This window comes from Streptomyces sp. NPDC033165 (assembly GCF_055577965.1).
In genome coordinates, this window is record NZ_JBVIPK010000009.1 from 224,151 (window position 1) to 242,351 (window position 18,201).

Below are 18,201 nucleotides of genomic sequence, written 5' to 3' on the forward strand. Positions count from 1 at the left end.
AGGACCCGCGCCTTCCGGCAGTGCTCCCGTCAGTGCTCCCGGTGATGCTTCCGGCGATGCTTCTGGTGATACGGAGCGGGGCGGGCCCTTCCGGACCCGCCCCGCTCCCCGAGGCCTAGGCCTCTTCGTCGTTCACCCAGCTCATGAGCTTGCGCAGCTCACGGCCGGTGGTCTCCAGCAGGTGGTCGCTGTCGGCCTTCTTGTACTCGTTGTACTTGGGCAGACCGTTGTGGTACTCGGCCATCCAGTTCTTGGCGAAGGTGCCGTCCTGGATCTCGGTGAGGACCTTCTTCATCTCGGCCTTGGTGGCGTCGGTGATGATCCGGGGGCCGGTGACGTAGTCGCCCCACTCGGCGGTCTCCGAGATGGACCAGCGCATCTTCTCCAGGCCGCCCTCGTACATGAGGTCGACGATGAGCTTCAGCTCGTGCAGGCACTCGAAGTACGCGATCTCGGGCTGGTAGCCCGCCTCGGTCAGCGTCTCGAAACCGGCCTTGACCAGGGCGGCGGTGCCACCGCAGAGGACGGCCTGCTCACCGAACAGGTCGGTCTCGGTCTCCTCGGTGAAGGTGGTCTTGATGACGCCGGCACGGGTGCCGCCGATGCCCTTGGCGTACGACAGGGCGAGCGCCAGGCCCTTGCCCGAGGCGTCCTGCTCGACGGCCACGATGCACGGGACGCCGCGGCCCTCCTCGTACTGGCGGCGGACCAGGTGGCCGGGGCCCTTGGGGGCGACCATGCAGACGTCGACGTCGGCCGGCGGCTTGATGAAGCCGAAGCGGACGTTCAGGCCGTGGCCGAAGAACAGGGCGTCGCCGTCCTTGAGGTTGTCCTTGATGGACTCCTCGTAGACCTGGGCCTGGATCGGGTCCGGGACGAGGATCATGATGACGTCGGCCTCGGCGGCGGCCTCGGCGGGGGTCACCACGCGCAGGCCCTGCTCCTCGGCCTTGGCCTTGGACTTCGAGCCCTCGTGCAGACCGACGCGGACGTCGACGCCGGAGTCACGGAGCGACAGCGCGTGGGCGTGGCCCTGGCTGCCGTAGCCGATGACCGCGACCTTGCGGCCCTGGATGATGGACAGGTCGGCATCGTCGTCGTAGAACAGCTCGGCCACTGGGTCTTCTCCTTGGTGTGCAGGTGTTGCGTCCCACCGTACGGCGGGGTGCGTCGTGAGTGTGGTCGGGTCTCGCCATCCGAGCGGGGCGGACGGCCGCCCCGCTCGGGTGCGTCGGCTCAGGCCGAGCGGTCGAGGGCGCGCAGGGACCGGTCGGTGATCGAGCGCGCGCCGCGCCCTATGGCGATGGTGCCGGACTGGACGAGCTCCTTGATGCCGTACTGCTCCAGCATCTTGAGCATCGCCTCCAGCTTGTCGGCCCCTCCGGTCGCCTCGATCGTGACGGCCTCCGGGGAGACGTCGACGGTCTTGGCGCGGAACAGCTGGACGATCTCGACGATCTGGGAGCGGGTCTCGTTGTCGGCGCGGACCTTCACCAGGACGAGCTCCCGCTGGATCGCAGCGGCGGGCTCGAGTTCGACGATCTTCAGGACGTTGACCAGCTTGTTGAGCTGCTTGGTCACCTGCTCCAGGGGCAGGTCCTCGACATTCACGACGATGGTGATGCGGGAGATGTCGGGGTGCTCGGTGGTACCGACCGCGAGCGAGTCGATGTTGAAGCCGCGTCGGGAGAACAGGGCGGTGATCCGGGCGAGGACACCGGGCTTGTTCTCGACCAGGACGGAGAGCGTGTGCTTGCTGGACATGGAGTCGTTCTCTCTCTGTCTCTCAGTCGTCTTCGTTGTCGCCGAAGTCGGGGCGGACGCCGCGTGCGGCCTGGACCTCGTCGTTGGAGGTGCCGGCCGCGACCATCGGCCAGACCATGGCGTCCTCGTGGACGATGAAGTCGATCACGACGGGGCGGTCGTTGATGGAGTTGGCCTCTTCGATGACCTTGTCCAGTTCGGCCGGGTCCTCGCAGCGGATGGCGTAGCAGCCCATGGCCTCGGACAGCTTGACGAAGTCCGGGACGCGGGTGCCCCTGGCCGGGCCGCCGTCGCTGTCGGGGCCGGAGTGCAGGACGGTGTTGGAGTAGCGCTGGTTGTAGAAGAGGGTCTGCCACTGGCGGACCATTCCGAGGGCGCCGTTGTTGATGACGGCGACCTTGATCGGGATGTTGTTGAGCGCGCAGGTGGTCAGTTCCTGGTTGGTCATCTGGAAGCAGCCGTCGCCGTCGATGGCCCAGACCGTGCGGTCGGGCATGCCGGCCTTGGCGCCCATCGCGGCCGGGACCGCGTAGCCCATCGTCCCGGCGCCGCCGCTGTTGAGCCAGGTGGCGGGCTGCTCGTAGTCGATGAAGTGGGAGGCCCACATCTGGTGCTGGCCGACGCCCGCCGCGAAGATCGTGCCCTCGGGGGCGAGCTTGCCGATGCGCTGGATGACCTGCTGCGGGGAGAGGCTGCCGTCCTCGGGCAGGTCGTAGCCGAGCGGGTAGGTGTCGCGCCAGCGGTTGAGGTCCTTCCACCATGCGGCGTAGTCGCCGGTGCGGCCCTCGGTGTGCTCGGCCTGGACGGCCTGGACCAGGTCGGCCAGGACCTCGCGGGCGTCGCCCACGATCGGGACGTCCGCGGTGCGGTTCTTGCCGATCTCGGCCGGGTCGATGTCGGCGTGGACGATCTTGGCGTACGGGGCGAAGCTGTCCAGCTTGCCGGTGACGCGGTCGTCGAAGCGGGCGCCGAGGGCGACGATCAGGTCGGCCTTCTGCAGCGCGGTGACGGCGGTGACCGCGCCGTGCATGCCCGGCATTCCCACGTGCAGCGGGTGGCTGTCGGGGAACGCGCCGAGCGCCATCAGGGTAGTGGTGACGGGCGCTCCGGTCAGCTCCGCGAGGACCTTCAGCTCGGCGGTGGCCCTGGCCTTGAGGACGCCGCCGCCGACGTACAGCACGGGGCGCTTGGCCTGGGTGATCAGCTTGGCGGCCTCGCGGATCTGCTTGGCGTGCGGCTTGGTCACCGGGCGGTAGCCGGGCAGGTCCTGGGTGGGCGGCCAGCTGAAGGTGGTCCGGGCCTGGAGGGCGTCCTTGGCGATGTCGACGAGGACCGGTCCGGGGCGGCCGGTGGAGGCGATGTGGAAGGCCTCGGCGATGGTGTGCGGGATGTCCTCGGCCTTGGTCACCAGGAAGTTGTGCTTGGTGATCGGCATCGTGATGCCGCAGATGTCGGCTTCCTGGAAGGCGTCGGTGCCGATGGCCTTGGAGGCGACCTGGCCGGTGATCGCGACGAGCGGCACGGAGTCCATGTGCGCGTCGGCGATCGGGGTGACCAGGTTGGTGGCGCCGGGCCCCGAGGTGGCCATGCAGACGCCGACCTTGCCGGTGGCCTGTGCGTACCCGGTGGCGGCGTGACCGGCGCCCTGCTCGTGGCGGACCAGGACGTGACGGACGCGGGTGGAGTCCATCATCGGGTCGTAGGCGGGGAGGATCGCACCGCCGGGGATGCCGAATACCGTGTCGGCGCCGACTTCCTCAAGAGAACGGATGAGGGACTGGGCGCCCGTGACGTGCTCGACGGTGGCGGACGGCTGTCCGCTGTTACGGGCGCGCGGCTGCGGGTGATGGGCCCCGGTGGCCTGCTCGGTCATCGGCATTCTCTTCTCGAAGCTGAGGGTTTTCGCGGGTGTTTTGCAGCGGTTTGAGCGTGTCGGTGCAACAAAAAACCCCTCGTGCCGTGAGGCAAGCGAGGGGAGCGCGCCGGGATGGTCCGCAGAGTGTCGTGGAGTGACTCTGCTTCAGCCGACGCGCTTTCCAAGTACGAGAATTCGGGTGCGCATGGCATTGACCCTCTCTCCGGCACGCATGACGTGTCAAGGGGGTGGGACGGGCGTCTCAGTATGTGATCCGGTGAGCAGTGGGATCGAGCCGCCCGCCATGGCCGGCCGGGGGCCCGGAATGCCCGGCACGGGGAACTCCCCGCGGACCAGCGCCCGCCGCAGCCGGTATTCGTCGAGCGGCCCGGAGAAGGCCATCCCCTGGCCGTGCGTGCACCCCATGGCGCGCAGGGCGAGGACCTGCTCGGGTGCGTCGACGCCGTCGGCGACGGACTGGAGGCCGAGGTCGCAGGCGATCCGCAGCAGCCCACTGGTGATCTTGTGAAGTCTGGCCGATTCGACCACCCCCTCGACCAGATTCCGGTCGAGCTTCAGTACGTCGATGGGGAGCCGCCGCAGGGCGTTGATCGCCGCGAAGCCGCTGCCGAAGCCGTCGAGCGCGATCCGCACGCCGAGCCGGCGCAGGGCCACGAGGCGCTGCTCCAGGGCGTCGAAGGAGACGCGGGGGTCGCTGTCGGCCACCTCGACCATCAGGGCGCCCGAGGGCAGGCCGTGCCGGGTCAGCAGCGCCTCGATGGAGCCGAAGGGCGCGGCGGTGTCCAGCAGCCGGGCGGCGGACAGCCGCACGGCGACCGGGACGGGGTGCCCGGCCCTGGCCCGGTCGGCGGCCTGGGCGACGGACTCCTCCAGGAGCCAGCGGCCGAGCTCGGCGGTGCGGTCGTCGTCGCCGGTGACCCGGAGGAACTCGGCGGGGGTGAACAGGATGCCCTGGGCGGATCTCCAGCGGGCCTGGGCGGCGACGGCGGCCACGGACCCGCTGGCGAGGTGGACCACGGGCTGGTGGAGCAGGGCGAACTCCCCGTCGCGCAGGGCGGTCCGCAGCCGGGTGGCCAGCTCGGAGCGGCGTACGACGTCGGCCTGCATCTGCGGGGCGTACAGCTCGACCCGGTCCTTGCCGCCCGCCTTGGCCCGGTACATCGCCAGGTCGGCGTTGCGCATGAGGTCGGTGGGGCTGATGGCGGGCTCGGCGAAGGCGACGCCGATGGAGGCGGCCACCCGGACCTCGCTGGGGCCGATCCGGTAGGGCTGGGAGAGGGTGAGGCGCAGCCGCTCGGCGATCTCGTGGACCTGGTACTCCCGGGCGCCCTGGTCGCGGGTGCCGTCGCCGACGATGAGCGCCGCGAACTCGTCGCCGCCGAGCCTCGCCGCGGTGTCCCCGGCCCGGACGGACTCCTGGAGGCGGCGGCCCGCCTGGACGAGCAGTTCGTCGCCCGCCTGGTGGCCGATGGTGTCGTTGACCGCCTTGAAGCCGTCGAGGTCGATGAAGAGGACGGCGGTGCCGGAGTCGCCCGCTCGGCGGCCGCCGAGCGCCTTGCGGACCCGGGCGGTGAACAGCGCCCGGTTGGGCAGGTCGGTGAGCGGGTCGTGCTCGGCGTTGTGCTGCAACTGGGCCTGGAGCCTGACCCGTTCGGTGACGTCACGGCTGTTGAGGAGGAGGCCGCCCTGATGGCGGTTGACGGTGGACTCGACGTTGAGCCAGTCGCCGGTTCCGGAGCGGAAGCGGCACTCGATGCGCGTGGTGGGTTCTTCGTGCGGTGGGGCGGCGAGGAAGCGCCGCACCTCGTGGACCACCCGGCCGAGGTCCTCGGGATGGATGATCGAGGACAGCTCGGAGCCGACGAGGTCCTCCGCCTCGCGCCCGTAGACCCCGGCGGCGGCGGGGCTGACGTAGCGCAGGGTCCCGTTGGGTGCGGCGATCATGATGACGTCGCTGGAGCCCTGGACCAGGGAGCGGAAGTGGTTCTCCTTCTGGGCCAGCTCCTGGGTGAGGGAGATGTTGTCGAGGAGCATGATGCCCTGGCGGACGACGAGCGCCAGGACGACCGTACAGCCGGTGAGGACGACGACCCGGTCCACCCGGCGGCCCTCGACCACGTTGTACAGGATGCCCAGGGTGCAGACGGCGGCGGCGAGATAGGGGGTCAGGGCGGCCAGCGAACCGGCGATCGGGCGGCTGGCGGCGGCCCGCGGCGGTCCGGGGCGCTCGGCGGCCCCGGCCCCGCGCCGGGCGCCCCAGGGGGCGTAGGCGAGGAGCAGCGAACCAGCGAACCAGCCCGCGTCGAGGAGCTGGCCCGAGTGGTAGGTGGAGCGCAGCAGCGGCGAGGTGAAGACCGCGTCGCTCAGCACGGTGAGCGCCAGGGCGGCGATGGTGGTGTTGACCGCGGAGCGGTTGGCGCCGGACCGGCGGAAGTGCAGGGCGAGCACCATCGAGACGAGCACGATGTCGAGCAGCGGATAGGCCAGCGAGAGGGCGGCGGGCGCCACGCTGGCCTCCTGGAAGCCCGCCATGTGCGCGGCGTGCGCGAGGGCGAGGCTCCAGGCGAGCGTCAGCAGGGAGCCGGCGATCAGCCAGGCGTCCAGGGCCAGGCAGACCCAGCCGGCGCGGGTGACGGGGCGCTTGGCGAGCACGAGCAGCCCGACGATGGCGGGCGGCGCGAAGCAGAGGAAGAACACGTCGGCGAGGGAGGGGGTCGGCACGGGGACCGAGAGGATCACCTCGTACCAGCCCCAGACGGCGTTTCCGCAGGCCGCCATGAGCGAGGAGAGCGAGAACAGCAGCCAGGCAGGGCGCAGCCGTCCCGCGCCGGTGCGCGCGTAGAGGAAGCAGGAGACGGCAGCGATCAGCGCCGCCACGGCGAGGCCGAAGTCCCCCATGACGAGCGCCAGTCGGGGTGACCCCCAGCCGACGGCGGCACCCACCGAATACGCCGCGCAGACGACGCCGAGCAGAATCCGGGACCGCAGGCCCGCACCGCCGGAGGCGGAGCGCGGGGAGAGCAGGGCCCCCAGCGCGCTCACCGGAGGGCTCCCCGCCCCGGGCCCGGCCTGGCCGCCAGTGCGGAACCGGGGCCGGAATCCGGCCACGGGCGGGCGGAGCGCCGCGTCCGCGCCGAGGGCCCCGGCCGCCCGCCCGCCCACGTCGGATCGTCTCTCCATGGCCAGCACATCGCCCGTCGCCCCCTCGCGTTCCGATGCTCCCCCCGCGCCTTCCCTTACACGGCGCAGCCCTCCGGTGCGGACGATACACCAGATCCGTCACTCAGGGCCATAGCTTCTCTACGCTCCGTGACGAAATGCGAGGTGAGCGGCACTGCGTGCATCCGGACCGCCCCGCAGCGTGGCCGCCCGGGCCGGTCAGCCGGTGGTGCGTACCACGTTGTGCACAGGCTCTCCGGCGGCGAAGCGGGTGAGCTGCGCGGCCAGCAGCCGCTTGGCGCGCGGTTCGAACGCCGAGGTGCTGCCGCCCACATGAGGTGTGATCAAGACATTCGGAGCATGCCAGAGGGGATGGCCCGGCGGCAGCGGTTCCGGGTCGGTCACATCGAGCGCGGCCCGCAGTCGCCCGGACTCGACTTCGGGCAGCAGGGCCTTGGTGTCGACGACTCCGCCCCGGGCGACGTTGACGAGAAGGGCCCCGTCCCGCATCGCGGCGAGGAAGTCGGCGTCCACCAGCCCCTGCGTGGACGGGTTCAGCGGGGTGGAGAGAATGACGACGTCGGCCTCGGGCAGCAGCGCGGGGAGATCGTCGAGCGTGTGTACGGGACCGCGTGCGGTGGTCCGTGCGGAGCGCGCGACGCGCGCCACCCGCGCGCACTCGAAGGGGCCGAGCCGGTCCTCGATGGCCGAGCCGATGGAGCCGTACCCCACGATCAGCACGGACTTGTCGGCGAGCGCCGGGTAGAAGCCGGACCGCCACTCCTCCTCGTCCTGGCCGTGCACGAATCCGGGGATGCCGCGCAAGGAGGCCAGGACGAGGGCGAGCGTCAGCTCGGCGGTTGACGCCTCGTGCACCCCCTTGGCGTTGCAGAGGCGCACCCCCGCGCGCAGCAGCCCGAGGCCCGGCTCCACGTGGTCGATGCCCGCGGAGAGCGTCTGGACCACCTGGACGGTGCTCATGGCGGCGAGCGGCCGTACCGCGATCTCGGAACCCTTCATGTAGGGAACGACGTAGTAGGCACAGTCGGCCGGATCACCGGGGAAGTCCGGGCCACCGTCCCAGAAGAGGTGGTTGAGGCCTTCGGGGAGGGCGTCGATCTCGTCGGCCCGGAAGGGCAGCCACACGTCGGCAGTCGTCGCAGTCATGGTCAGGAGGCTATGCGACAGGCGTGCGAGTGCTCCAGGACGGCTGACGCCGGATGCGGTTCGGCCAGAGGTTAGTTTTGGGTGCGGTACGGCCCCGTGACCGCGGGAACGAGGGAGGGTTCGGGGAGTTGGAGTGCAGGACTATCGGGGCGGCGGGGCTTGCCGTGGGCGCGGTCGGGCTGGGCTGTATGCCGATGAGCTGGGGCTACAGCGCATCGCAGCAGCGCGGCGACCGTTCGGTGCGGACGGTGCACGCGGCACTCGATGCGGGCGTCCGGCTGCTCGACACCGCGGACATGTACGGGCCGTTCACCAACGAGCTGCTGGTCGGCCGGGCGCTGAAGGGCCGCCGGTCCGAGGCGTTCGTCTCCACCAAGTGCGGGCTGCTGGTGGGCGATCAGCACATCGTGGCCAACGGCCGGCCCGGGTATGTGCGGCGGGCCTGTGACGCCTCGCTGCGCCGGCTCCAGACCGATGTGATCGACCTGTACCAGCTGCACCGGGCCGACCCGGAGGTGCCGGTGGAGGAGACCTGGGGGGCGATGGCGGAGCTGGTGACGGCGGGCAAGGTCCGTTCGCTGGGGCTCTGCGCGGTGGGGGCGCACGCCCCGCGCAGGTCGGGCGCCGGGCCGTATGCGGGAACGATCCGGCAGTTGGCGCGGATTCAGCAGGTCTTCCCGGTCAGCGCCGTGGAGGCGGAGCTGTCGGTGTGGTCGCCGGAGGCGCTGGAGGAGCTGCTGCCCTGGTGCGCGGCGCGCGGCGTCGGGCTGCTGGCCGCGATGCCGCTGGGCAGCGGCTATCTGACCGGGGCGCTGAAGCCGGGCCAGGGGTTCGAGCCGGAGGATCTGCGGGCCAGGCATCCGCGGTTCACGGCGGAGATGATGGCGGCGAACCAGCCGGTGGTGGCCGGACTGCGGCGGATCGCGGAGCGGCGCGGGGCGACGGTGGCACAGGTGGCACTCGCGTGGGTGCTGCGCCAGGGCCCGCATGTGGTGCCGGTGCCGGGGGCGAAGCGGGAACGGTGGGCGGTGGAGAACGCGGGGGCGGCGGGGGTGGCCCTGGACGAGCGGGACCTGGCGGAGATCGCCGGGCTGCCCCCGGCGCGGGGCTCCTGGGACTGAGACCGGGCGCCAGGCGGAAGGTGGCGGGAGAATGGGCCGCACCGGGAACTCCTGGCATGGCCGCCGTGCAGGAAACAGGTAGCGGGCGGCAAGCAGCAGGTAGTACGGGCAGAGAGTCGGACAGCCGTCGAAAGGATCGGTTCAGTGCGCGGTGCTGTGTTCGGAGCTGTTCAGTCCCCCGCGGTGCGCAGGGGGGTGGTGGCCGCGCTGGCGACGGCCTCGCTGCTCCTGTCCGCCGCGTGCTCCTCGGGCGGGGCGGAGGGATCACCGTCCGGTACGGGCTCCGCCTCACCGACCGCCTCGCGGAGCTCCGGCTCCCCCTCACCGGGCGCGTCGGCCGACCAGCCGCCCGCCAAGGGTTCGGTGAAGGTGGTCTCGACCCTGACCGAGGGCCTGGAGTCGCCCTGGGGGCTGGCCGCGCTGCCGGACGGTGATCTGATGGTCGCCTCGCGGGACGAGGGGACCGTCCACCTCATCGACGGCGAGAGCGGGAAGCAGACGCTGCTGGGCTCGGTGCCCGGGGTGTCCCCGTCGGGCGAGGGCGGGCTGCTCGGGCTCGCCGTCTCCTCGACGTTCGGCGCGGACCAGCTGGTGTACGCCTACCTCACGACCACGTCCGACAACCGGATCGTACGGATGGTTTACGACGAGAGGCGCCCGGTGGGACAGCGGCTGGGGGCGCCGGACACCGTCCTGCGCGGCATCCCGAAGGGCAGCGTCCACAACGGCGGACGGATCGCGTTCGGTCCGGACAAGATGCTGTACGCGGGCACGGGCGAGACCGGGGACACGGGCCTGTCCCAGGACAAGGAGTCGCTGGCGGGCAAGATCCTGCGGATGACCCCCGACGGGGAGCCGGTGCACGGCAACCCCGAGGCGGACTCGGTGGTGTACTCGTACGGGCACCGCAATGTGCAGGGGCTCGCCTGGGACGCGCAGAAGCGGTTGTGGGCGGCCGAGTTCGGCCAGAACACCTGGGACGAGCTGAACCTGATCGAGCCCGGCGGGAACTACGGCTGGCCCGAGGCCGAGGGCCGTGAGGGCGGGGAGGGGTTCATCGACCCGGTGGCCCAGTGGCAGACCTCCGAGGCCTCGCCCAGCGGGATCGCGTACGCCGAGGGCTCGATCTGGATGGCGGGGCTGCGCGGTGAGCGGCTCTGGCGGATTCCGCTGTCGGGCGACGAGGCCGAGGAACCTTTGGCCGACCCCCAGTCGTTCCTGGATGAGGAGCACGGCCGCCTGCGTACGGTGGTGAGTGCGGGGAGCGACCGGATGTGGCTGGTCACCAGCAACACGGACGGCCGGGGGACGCCGAAGCCGGGAGACGACAGGATTCTCCTGGTGGAGGTGGAGTAGCCGCCCGTCCGCGCTGCGCGTCGGAGGGAGCACGGCCGGTGTTCAATTTCTTCGAGGAGCTGTTCGCCCCGGGGCGAAGGCACGCCGCGGACGAGCGGAAGCGGCTGGAGCTGAGCCGGGTGGATTTCGGCGTCGGCGATCCGGGCCGGGGGCCGATAGACCTGTCCTCCGGCAAGGTGACCGTCCGCGCCCCGGACACGGACCCGGGCACGGGCGGTCCGCCCGAGCCCGGCCCCCGGCGTATGCGGCCCGCAGCCCCCGAGCAGGACGCCGTGCTCGACCGGCCCCGCCCGGGAAGGCCGGTGAGCGGTCCGGAGCGCCGCGAGGACGAGGAGCAGCCCTGAGGGCCTGTCGTCTGGACCATGCCGGGCTCGGGAGTCCGGCCGTCCCGCGTGGGCGGGCGCCGGACACACCCCCTGGAAGCCTCCTTACGCGCTGGAAGTCTCCCTACGCGACCGGGTAGAGGCGGAGGCGGTGGGCCAGGGCGGCTGCCTCGCCGCGGCTGGAGACGCCGAGCTTGGCCAGGATGTTGGAGACGTGCACGCTCGCGGTCTTCGGCGAGATGAACAGCTCCTCGGCGATCCTCCGGTTGGTGTGCCCGGCCGCGACCAGCCGGTGTACGTCCTGCTCGCGCGGGGTCAGCCCGAAGGACTCGACGGCGGCGATCGCGGGGCCCGCCTTCTCGGCGGCGACGGGCTCGGCCTCCTCCCCGCTGGCATCGACGGGTGCGGCCAGGATGACCGGGTGGTCCCCCTCGCCGGGGTCCGCCGTGCCCAGGGTGATCCTGGCCCGCGCCGCCAGCTGTCCGACCGCCTCGGCCAGCGGGCGGGCGCCGAGCCGGCGGGCGACCGTGTGGGCCCGGTGCAGCAGGGCCGTGGCGGTGGACCGGTCGCCGGGGGCGATGAGCAGGGACTCGGCCCAGCGGTGGTGGATCCGGGCCAGTTCGTAGGGGCGGCTCAGCGGGCCGAAGGCCTCGGCGGCCCGTGCCCAGTGCTCAGGGGTGTCCGCGCCCTCCGCACGGGCCAGCTCCGCTTCGATGAAGACGCCGTGGGCGGCCCACACGGGCACGAGCAGCGGCAGGCTCTTCGCGCACCGGCGGATCAGGGCGAGGATCTCCGGCCGCCCGGCTTCCGCGGCGGGCAGCCCACGGGCGTCCGCCTCGATCATGGCGGCGGACTGGAGCAGCGGCAGGGCGTAGCGCTGGGTACCGGGCGGGAAGCCGGGCCGGGCCAGCTCCTGGAAGGCGGCCCGCGCCTCGGCGAGCCGTCCCTGCCCCGCCGCCAGCAGCATGCCGTGCTGGACCGGGGTGATCAGATGCTGGGGCTGCGGGTCGCGCTGGCCGAAGTGCCTGCGGACCAGGGCGAGCAGTTCCTCCGCCTCGGCGATGTCCCCGCGGGCGAGGGCCAGTTCGGTGCGGCGCTGGGCGGCGAGGCCCTTCGCCCTGGGGGACAGGGCGAGGCGGGCGGCCGACTCGGCGGCGGCCGCGCTCTGCGTCCAGTGGCCGAGGGAGAACAGGGACTGGGCCTGGTTGGCGTACACCCAGGCCCCGGAGTCGGCCAGGCCGTGGCTGTGGCAGACCTCGATGCCGTGGTCTGCGGCGGCCACCGCCTCCAGCGAACGGCCCATCGCCTCCAGGGAGGAGGCCAGATTGATGCTGGCCCGGCCCAGCAGCTGGACCAGTCGCAGCTTCTCGGCGCGGTCCCGGACTGCGTACATCTCGCCGAGGCCGTCCTCGATGCCGCCCGCGTCCGCGGTGAGCCAGCCCCGGGTGAGGCGGGCGTGCAGCTCGATGTACTCGTCGCCGACGAGCCGGGCGTACTCCACCGCACGGTCGCTGTCGGCCAGCGCCTGCGGGCCGGGCTGGTGCAGGGCCCGCCAACTGGCCACATTGGTCAGGACGTCGGCCTGCACGGCGGACGGCGGCAGGCCGCGCACCAGCTCCTGCGCGGTGGCCAGCTCCTCCCACCCGTCGCCCTTGTCGAGGCTCTGGACGAGCCGGGCGCGCTGCACCCAGAACCAGGCCTCGCGCAGCGGATCGGCCTCGGACCGCAGCACCCGCATGGCCTTCTTGGAGATGGCCAGGGCCCGCCCGCGGTCGCCGCCGAAGCGGGCGGCGACGGTGGCCTCGGCCATCACGTCCAGGTAGCGCAGGGGCGTGTTCTCCGGGTCACAGCCGGAGGCCGGGTAGACCTCCGCGTAGTCGAAGGGGCGCAGGGTGGCGCGTACGGTGTCGGGCACGTCGTCCCACAGCTCCATCGCCCGCTCCAGCAGCCGCAGTTGCTCGGAGTGCGCATAGCGGCGCCGGGCCTCGACGGCGGCCTGGAGCACGGCGGGCAGGGCCTTGGCCGCGTCGTGGGCGGCGTACCAGTAGCTGGCGAGGCGGGTGGCGCGTTCGTCCTCCCTTACGAGGGACGGCTCGGCCTCCAGCGCTTCGGCATAGCGGCGGTTGAGGCGGGTGCGCTCCCCGGGCAGGAGGTCGTCGCTGACGGCCTCGCGGACCAGGGAGTGCCGGAAGCGGTAGCCGCCACTGTCGGGTGCGGGTTGCAGCAGGTTGGCGCCGACGGCGGCCCGCAGCGCCTCGTTGAGGTCGTCCTCGTCGAGCCCGGCGACGGCGGCCAGCAGTTCGTGCTCGACGAAGGAACCGCCCTCCGCGGCGAGCCTGGCGACGCGCTGGGCGTGCTCGGGGAGCGCCTCCACGCGGACGAGCAGCAGGTCGCGGAGCGATTCGGTCAGGCCCGAGCTGTCTCCGCAGCACTCCAGGGAGCGGGCGAGCTCCTCGACGAAGAAGGCGTTGCCGTCGGAGCGGTCGAAGATCTCGTCGACGACCCCGGTGTCGGGGGCCACGGCGAGTATCCCGGTGAGCTGGCGGCCGACCTCCTCGTGGCTGAACCGGTCGAGTTCGATGCGGGTGACGGTGCGCAGCCGGTCCAGCTCCGCGAGGAGCGGGCGCAGAGGGTGGCGGCGGTGGATGTCGTCGGCGCGGTAGGTGCCGACGACCATGAGGCGGCCGCTGCGCAGCGTACGGAAGAGGTAGGCGAGCAGATGCCTGGTGGAGGCGTCCGCCCAGTGGAGGTCCTCCAGGACGAGGACGACCGCGTGGTCGGCGGAGATTCGCTCCAGGAGCCGGGCGGTGAGCTCGAAGAGACGGGCGATGCTGTGTTCGTCGGTGGCGTCCCGGTGGACCTCGCCCAGTTCGGGCAGGAGCCGGGCGAGCTCGCCCTCCTGCCCGGCGCAGGCGGCGGCCATCTCCTCGGGCAGGGCGCGGCGCAGGGCGCGCAGGGCGGTGGGGAAGGGGGCGAACGGCAGGCCGTCGGCCCCGATCTCGACGCAGGCCCCGACGGCCACCACGGCGTCGCGCCGCTGGGCCGCCGTGACGAACTGCTCGACCAGGCGGGTCTTGCCGACGCCCGCCTCCCCGCCGATCAGCAGCGCCTGCGGTTCGCCGGAAGCGGCGCGGGCGAGCCCCTCGGTGAGTGAGGCGAGCTCCTCGGCTCGCCCGACGAACACGGGGCTGACTGACCTGGTCTCCACGCCGCCGAGCATCGCATACGCGTCCGAGGAAGCGGGACCCCTTTCCCGCATGGTGATCTTGCTCTCGGGGCGCGGCTCGGTGGCCGTCCCGGGCCGTGCCACCGTCAGGCGGCGCGGACGAAGCGGGCGTGCTCCTCGACCGCCTTCCCTTCCGGGTCGCCGCGTCCGGTGCGGCGGGCGGCGCGAAGGGCGCGGCGGGCCCGGCCCACCTCACGCTCGGCGTCGGCCCGGCGGATCAGCTCGGCGGAGGCGCTGCGGTAGAGCTCGTACTCGTACATGGTGTTTCTCCCTGACTCCTGGTCGTGACAGCGGACCGGAGGGGCCGGAGGGGCCGGAGGGTTGCCCGGCCGTTCCGCCGGGGCCCTGTGTCCGCTGTGTGTCCACTGTCGTCGGCCAGGAGGGGGCGCCGCATCGGGCGAGTGCCGCATCTTCGCGGCGTCGGGGGCCTTAGGCGGGCGCGCCCGGTGTCCGAGGAGTGAGCAGAAGCCTTAGGCCCGTGCCGTACGGGGCCCGGCTCCATTTCCCCCCCGGGGCCGGGTCAGCCGCCCGCGGGTGCGCCCGCGCTGGGCAGGGAGACGAAGCGGTCGAAGTACATGCCCGCGGAGATCAGTACACCCAGTACGCCGAGGGCGACGCCGGCCAGGGCGACCGCCCGGACCCAGGCGGGCTGCGGCCGGTCGGAGGGGGCGCCGAAGGCGGGGCGGACGAGGACGAAGAGGCCGACGAGGAGGGCCAGGACGGCGAAGACGCCGTTGACCAGGGCGGTGGTGTGCCAGGCGTCCCCGTAGATCGCGGAGATCTGCTCGGCCGCGCTGGAGCCGCCGGCCGTCTGGATCTGGCCCATCAGGGTCTCTCGCTCGGCGGCGACCCGGCCGGACCAGGCGCCGGTCAGGGCGACGACGCCGAGGGCGGCGGAGACGACGGCCGCCGCGCCCGCGCCGACGCCGTGCCGGGCCTCGGTGAAGGGGTCGGGCTCCAGGTCGTCGGCCTCGGCATCGGCATCGGCATCGCTGGAACTCTCGGCCTCGCTGGAACCCTCGGCCTGGGTGAAAGCCTCGGCCTCGCTGGAAGCCTCAACCTTGCTGGAAGCCTCGGCCTCCTTGGAAGCCCCGGGCTCGCCGGAGGCCCCGGTCTCCGGCGCCCCGTCCGTGGGCAGGTCCTCCGTAACGGCGGCGTCGGTGCTCTTCTCGGGGTCGTCGGCGGGCGTGGTCGTCTTGGAGGGGGTGGTCTTCATACGCCGCACGCTAGGGGCCCCGGATGAGAGCGCCCTTAACGCAAGGGCCGGAATCCGCGAGACCCCGGCCTCACCCGAAGCTCAGCGCCCGGCGCGGGCCCGCCATTCCGGGGCGAGCACCGACCAGACCTCCGAGTCGTGGCGTACGCCCCGGTAGAGGTAGTTCTGCCGGATCACCCCGTCGCGGGTCATGCCGAGCCGCTCGGCGACCGCGATCGAGCGGGTGTTGGCGGCGGAGGCGTCCCACTCCACGCGGTGCATGCCGCGCTCGTACACCGCCCAGTCGATCAGGCGCTCGGCGGCGCGGGTGATCAGGCCGCGGCCCTGGGCGGCGGGCTCCAGCCAGACGCCGATCTCGCAGTTGCCGGACGCCGCGTCGAAGATCCGGAACATGACACCGCCGACGAGGGTGTCCGCCAGCCAGATGCCGTACAGCCGCCCGGTGTCCGTCGCCTGCTTCTCCGCGTACTTCAGGAGCAGAGCGCGCGCCGAGTCCAGGTCGGTGGCGAAGGAGGCGAACGGGATCCAGGGGTCGACCAGCTCCCGGGCCCGGTCCATGTGGGCGAGGAACTCCTCGGCCTGCCAGACCTCCAGCGGGCGCAGCTCCGCCTGGTCGTCACCCAGGGATATGGCGAACATCGTGCTCCTCCTCGGCGGGCCGGACCGTCACCGCCCCGACGCCCTCGTCCGTACCGCGTGCTCCGGGGATCTTCGCATGGAGCGGTACGCAGTCGGGCGGCTCGATGCTGATCCGGGGCAGCCGGCGGTCCAGCCAGCCAGGAAGCCACCAGTTCGCGCCGCCGAGCATGTGCATGAGGGCGGGCACGAGCAGAGTGCGCAGGACGAAGGCGTCCAGGGCAACGGCGGTGGCCAGCGCGATGCCGAACATGGCGATCACCCGGTCGCCGCTGAGCACGAAGGCGAGGAAGACGGAGATCATGATCACGGCCGCGGAGTTGATCACCCGGCTGGTCTCGGCGAGGCCGACCCGGACCGCCCGCCGGTTGTCGCCGGTCTCCAGCCATTCCTCGTACATCCGGCCGACCAGGAAGACCTGGTAGTCCATGGAGAGCCCGAAGAGGACCGAGACCATGATCACGGGGAGGAAGGGTTCGATGGGCCCGGCGCTGCCGAGGCCGAGCAGCTCACTCCCCCAGCCCCACTGGAAGACGGCGACGACGACGCCGAAGGAGGAGGCGACGGCGGCCACGTTCATGACCGCGGCCTTGACGGGGATGCCGATGGAGCGGAAGGCGAGGAGCAGCAGCAGACAGCCGAGTCCGATGACGACGCCGACGAAGAGCGGCAGCTTGCCGACGATGATCTCGGCGAAGTCGTCGTAGCTCGCTGTCACCCCGCCGACGTACGCCTCCAGAGACGTCTTGTCCTGGACCGTCGGCAGCACGTCCGCCCGGATGCGGTCGACCAGCTCGCTGGTCTCCTGCGACTGGGGCGCGGAGTCGGGTACGACGGTGAGGAAGGCGGTGTCGCCGCTGCTGTTGTACGTGACCGGGCCGGCCGAGGCGACGCCCTCGGTGGTACGCAGCGTCTCGGGCAGCGAGTCCAGGGCGAGCCGGTCGTCCGCTCCGTCGAGCTGGGCGGCGATGGTGAGGGGGCCGTTGACGCCGGGGCCGAAGCCGTCGGCGAGCAGGTCGTAGGCCTGCCGGGTGGTGGCGGTGGCCGGGTTGTTGCCCTGGTCGGAGGTGCCCAGGTGGAGGCCGAGGGCGGGCAGGGCGAGGACCACCATGACGACGGCCGCGATTCCGCCGAGCAGCTTGGGGTGGCGCTCCACGAAGGCGGACCAGCGGGCGGCGAAGCCGGTGGGCAGGTCGGGGCGCGGTCCGTGTTCGGCGAGCTGTCGGCGTTCGCGGCGGCTGAGGGCCCGCATCCCGATGAGGGAGAGCAGGGCGGGCAGCAGGGTGACGGAGGCCAGGACCGTCAGTACGACGGTGAGGGAGGCGGCGATGGCGACACCGTTGAGGAAGCTGAGGCGCAGGATCAGCATGCCGAGCAGCGCGATGCAGACGGTCGCCCCCGCGAAGACGACCGCGCGCCCGGTGGTCGTGACGGCGTTCCGTACCGCTTCGTCGACCGCCATGCCGCGCCGGAGCCCTCTGCGGTGCCGGGTGACGATGAACAGGGCGTAGTCGATGCCGACGCCGAGCCCGATGAGCATGCCCAGCATCGGGGCGAAGTCCGCGACGGTCATCGCATGGCCGAGCAGCACGATGCCCGCGTAGGCGGTGCCGACGGAGACCAGGGCGGTGGCGATGGGCAGCAGGCTGGCGGCGAGCGAGCCGAAGGCGAGGAAGAGGACGACGGCCGCGACGGCGACACCGACGACTTCGGCGATGTGCGCGGAGGGGGCTTCGGTGAGAGCGACGACGCTTCCGCCCAGCTCGACCTGGAGCCCCTCGGCCTCGGCGCCCTGCGCGGTGTCCACGAGGGCCTGGGCCTGGGAGGCCGTGATCTCGTCGGCGGGGCGGTCGAAGGTGACCGTGGCGTAGGCGGTGTGTCCGTCCTCGCTGATCTGGCCGGTGCCGGAGGCCGCGTAGGGGCTGGTGACGCTTCCGACGCCGGGCAGGTCCTCGATCGCGTGGAGCGTCCGGGTCATCGTCTGTTCGACGTCGGCGGCCCGGACCGTGGAGTCGGACGTGTGCCAGACGACGGTGCCGGCGTCGCCGCCGAGGTCGGTGAAGCCGCGCGAGAGGAGCTCGGTGGCCCGGCCGGATTCCGTGCCGGGCACCTCGTAGTCGTTGGAGTACGCGGAACCCGCGAACCCCGCCGCGGCGGCGGTGCCGCCCAGGGCGGCGAGCCAGATGAGGACGGCGAGAAGGCGGTGCTTGATGCACCAGCGGGCAATGGCGGCCAACAGACGGGCTCCCTGCGGGTTCGTGGACCTTTACCCGCAGATCGAGTGATCTGCCCGTAAACGTCGCATGACCTGAGGCTGCCACTCTCTCAGCAGAAAGTGATCCTTTGTCCCTTTCGTG

The 18,201-nt window shown here is 72.2% G+C and carries 13 protein-coding genes; 3 read left to right on the forward strand and 10 right to left on the reverse strand.

Translation table 11 applies throughout. The annotated features are described in order from the left end of the window. Positions 1-115 precede the first annotated feature (115 nt). The 5 genes from ilvC to ACZ5WC_RS22515 all read right to left on the reverse strand — a co-directional run bounded on the left by ilvC (position 116) and on the right by ACZ5WC_RS22515 (position 7,966). Complete coding sequence (gene ilvC / locus ACZ5WC_RS22495; protein WP_468542447.1) at positions 116-1,117, reverse strand: ketol-acid reductoisomerase; 1,002 nt, start codon at positions 1,115-1,117, stop codon at positions 116-118. 119 nt (positions 1,118-1,236) lie between these two features. Further along, a complete protein-coding gene (gene ilvN / locus ACZ5WC_RS22500; protein WP_468542448.1) occupies positions 1,237-1,764 on the reverse strand; it encodes an acetolactate synthase small subunit in 528 nt (175 codons plus the stop codon). Positions 1,765-1,786: 22 nt separating this feature from the next. Next, a complete protein-coding gene (locus tag ACZ5WC_RS22505; protein ID WP_468542449.1) occupies positions 1,787-3,643 on the reverse strand; it encodes an acetolactate synthase large subunit in 1,857 nt (618 codons plus the stop codon). A 216-nt stretch (positions 3,644-3,859) separates the two neighbouring features. Next, complete coding sequence (locus ACZ5WC_RS22510) at positions 3,860-6,682, reverse strand: putative bifunctional diguanylate cyclase/phosphodiesterase (RefSeq protein ID WP_468542520.1); 2,823 nt, start codon at positions 6,680-6,682, stop codon at positions 3,860-3,862. 336 nt (positions 6,683-7,018) lie between these two features. Then, positions 7,019-7,966 carry a 2-hydroxyacid dehydrogenase gene (locus ACZ5WC_RS22515; RefSeq protein ID WP_468542450.1) on the reverse strand — a complete coding sequence of 316 codons (948 nt, stop codon included), beginning with the start codon at positions 7,964-7,966 and terminating at the stop codon, positions 7,019-7,021. Positions 7,967-8,130: 164 nt separating this feature from the next. Here ACZ5WC_RS22515 and ACZ5WC_RS22520 point away from each other — a divergent pair, with 164 nt between their 5' ends. The 3 genes from ACZ5WC_RS22520 to ACZ5WC_RS22530 all read left to right on the forward strand — a co-directional run bounded on the left by ACZ5WC_RS22520 (position 8,131) and on the right by ACZ5WC_RS22530 (position 10,787). Beyond that, on the forward strand, positions 8,131-9,087 hold the full coding sequence (locus ACZ5WC_RS22520) for an aldo/keto reductase (protein WP_468542521.1): 957 nt from the start codon (positions 8,131-8,133) through the stop codon (positions 9,085-9,087). A 144-nt stretch (positions 9,088-9,231) separates the two neighbouring features. After that, positions 9,232-10,443, forward strand: coding sequence for a PQQ-dependent sugar dehydrogenase (locus ACZ5WC_RS22525; RefSeq protein ID WP_468542451.1), 1,212 nt, complete (start codon positions 9,232-9,234; stop codon positions 10,441-10,443). 38 nt (positions 10,444-10,481) lie between these two features. Next, positions 10,482-10,787 carry a DUF6191 domain-containing protein gene (locus tag ACZ5WC_RS22530; protein WP_468542452.1) on the forward strand — a complete coding sequence of 102 codons (306 nt, stop codon included), beginning with the start codon at positions 10,482-10,484 and terminating at the stop codon, positions 10,785-10,787. 103 nt (positions 10,788-10,890) lie between these two features. On the opposite strand, the gene ACZ5WC_RS22535 is transcribed toward ACZ5WC_RS22530, so the two are convergent. The 5 genes from ACZ5WC_RS22535 to ACZ5WC_RS22555 all read right to left on the reverse strand — a co-directional run bounded on the left by ACZ5WC_RS22535 (position 10,891) and on the right by ACZ5WC_RS22555 (position 18,080). Then, positions 10,891-13,986, reverse strand: coding sequence for a helix-turn-helix transcriptional regulator (locus ACZ5WC_RS22535; protein ID WP_468542522.1), 3,096 nt, complete (start codon positions 13,984-13,986; stop codon positions 10,891-10,893). A gap of 92 nt (positions 13,987-14,078) precedes the next feature. Then, complete coding sequence (locus ACZ5WC_RS22540) at positions 14,079-14,252, reverse strand: hypothetical protein (protein ID WP_468542453.1); 174 nt, start codon at positions 14,250-14,252, stop codon at positions 14,079-14,081. A gap of 260 nt (positions 14,253-14,512) precedes the next feature. Continuing rightward, entirely contained in the window at positions 14,513-15,208 is a 696-nt protein-coding gene (locus tag ACZ5WC_RS22545) for a hypothetical protein (RefSeq protein WP_468542454.1), read from the reverse strand. 81 nt (positions 15,209-15,289) lie between these two features. Next, a complete protein-coding gene (locus ACZ5WC_RS22550) occupies positions 15,290-15,847 on the reverse strand; it encodes a GNAT family N-acetyltransferase (RefSeq protein ID WP_468542455.1) in 558 nt (185 codons plus the stop codon). Beyond that, on the reverse strand, positions 15,825-18,080 hold the full coding sequence (locus tag ACZ5WC_RS22555) for an MMPL family transporter (protein WP_468542456.1): 2,256 nt from the start codon (positions 18,078-18,080) through the stop codon (positions 15,825-15,827). Before ACZ5WC_RS22555 ends, ACZ5WC_RS22550 begins: the two co-directional genes overlap by 23 nt. Positions 18,081-18,201 lie beyond the last annotated feature (121 nt).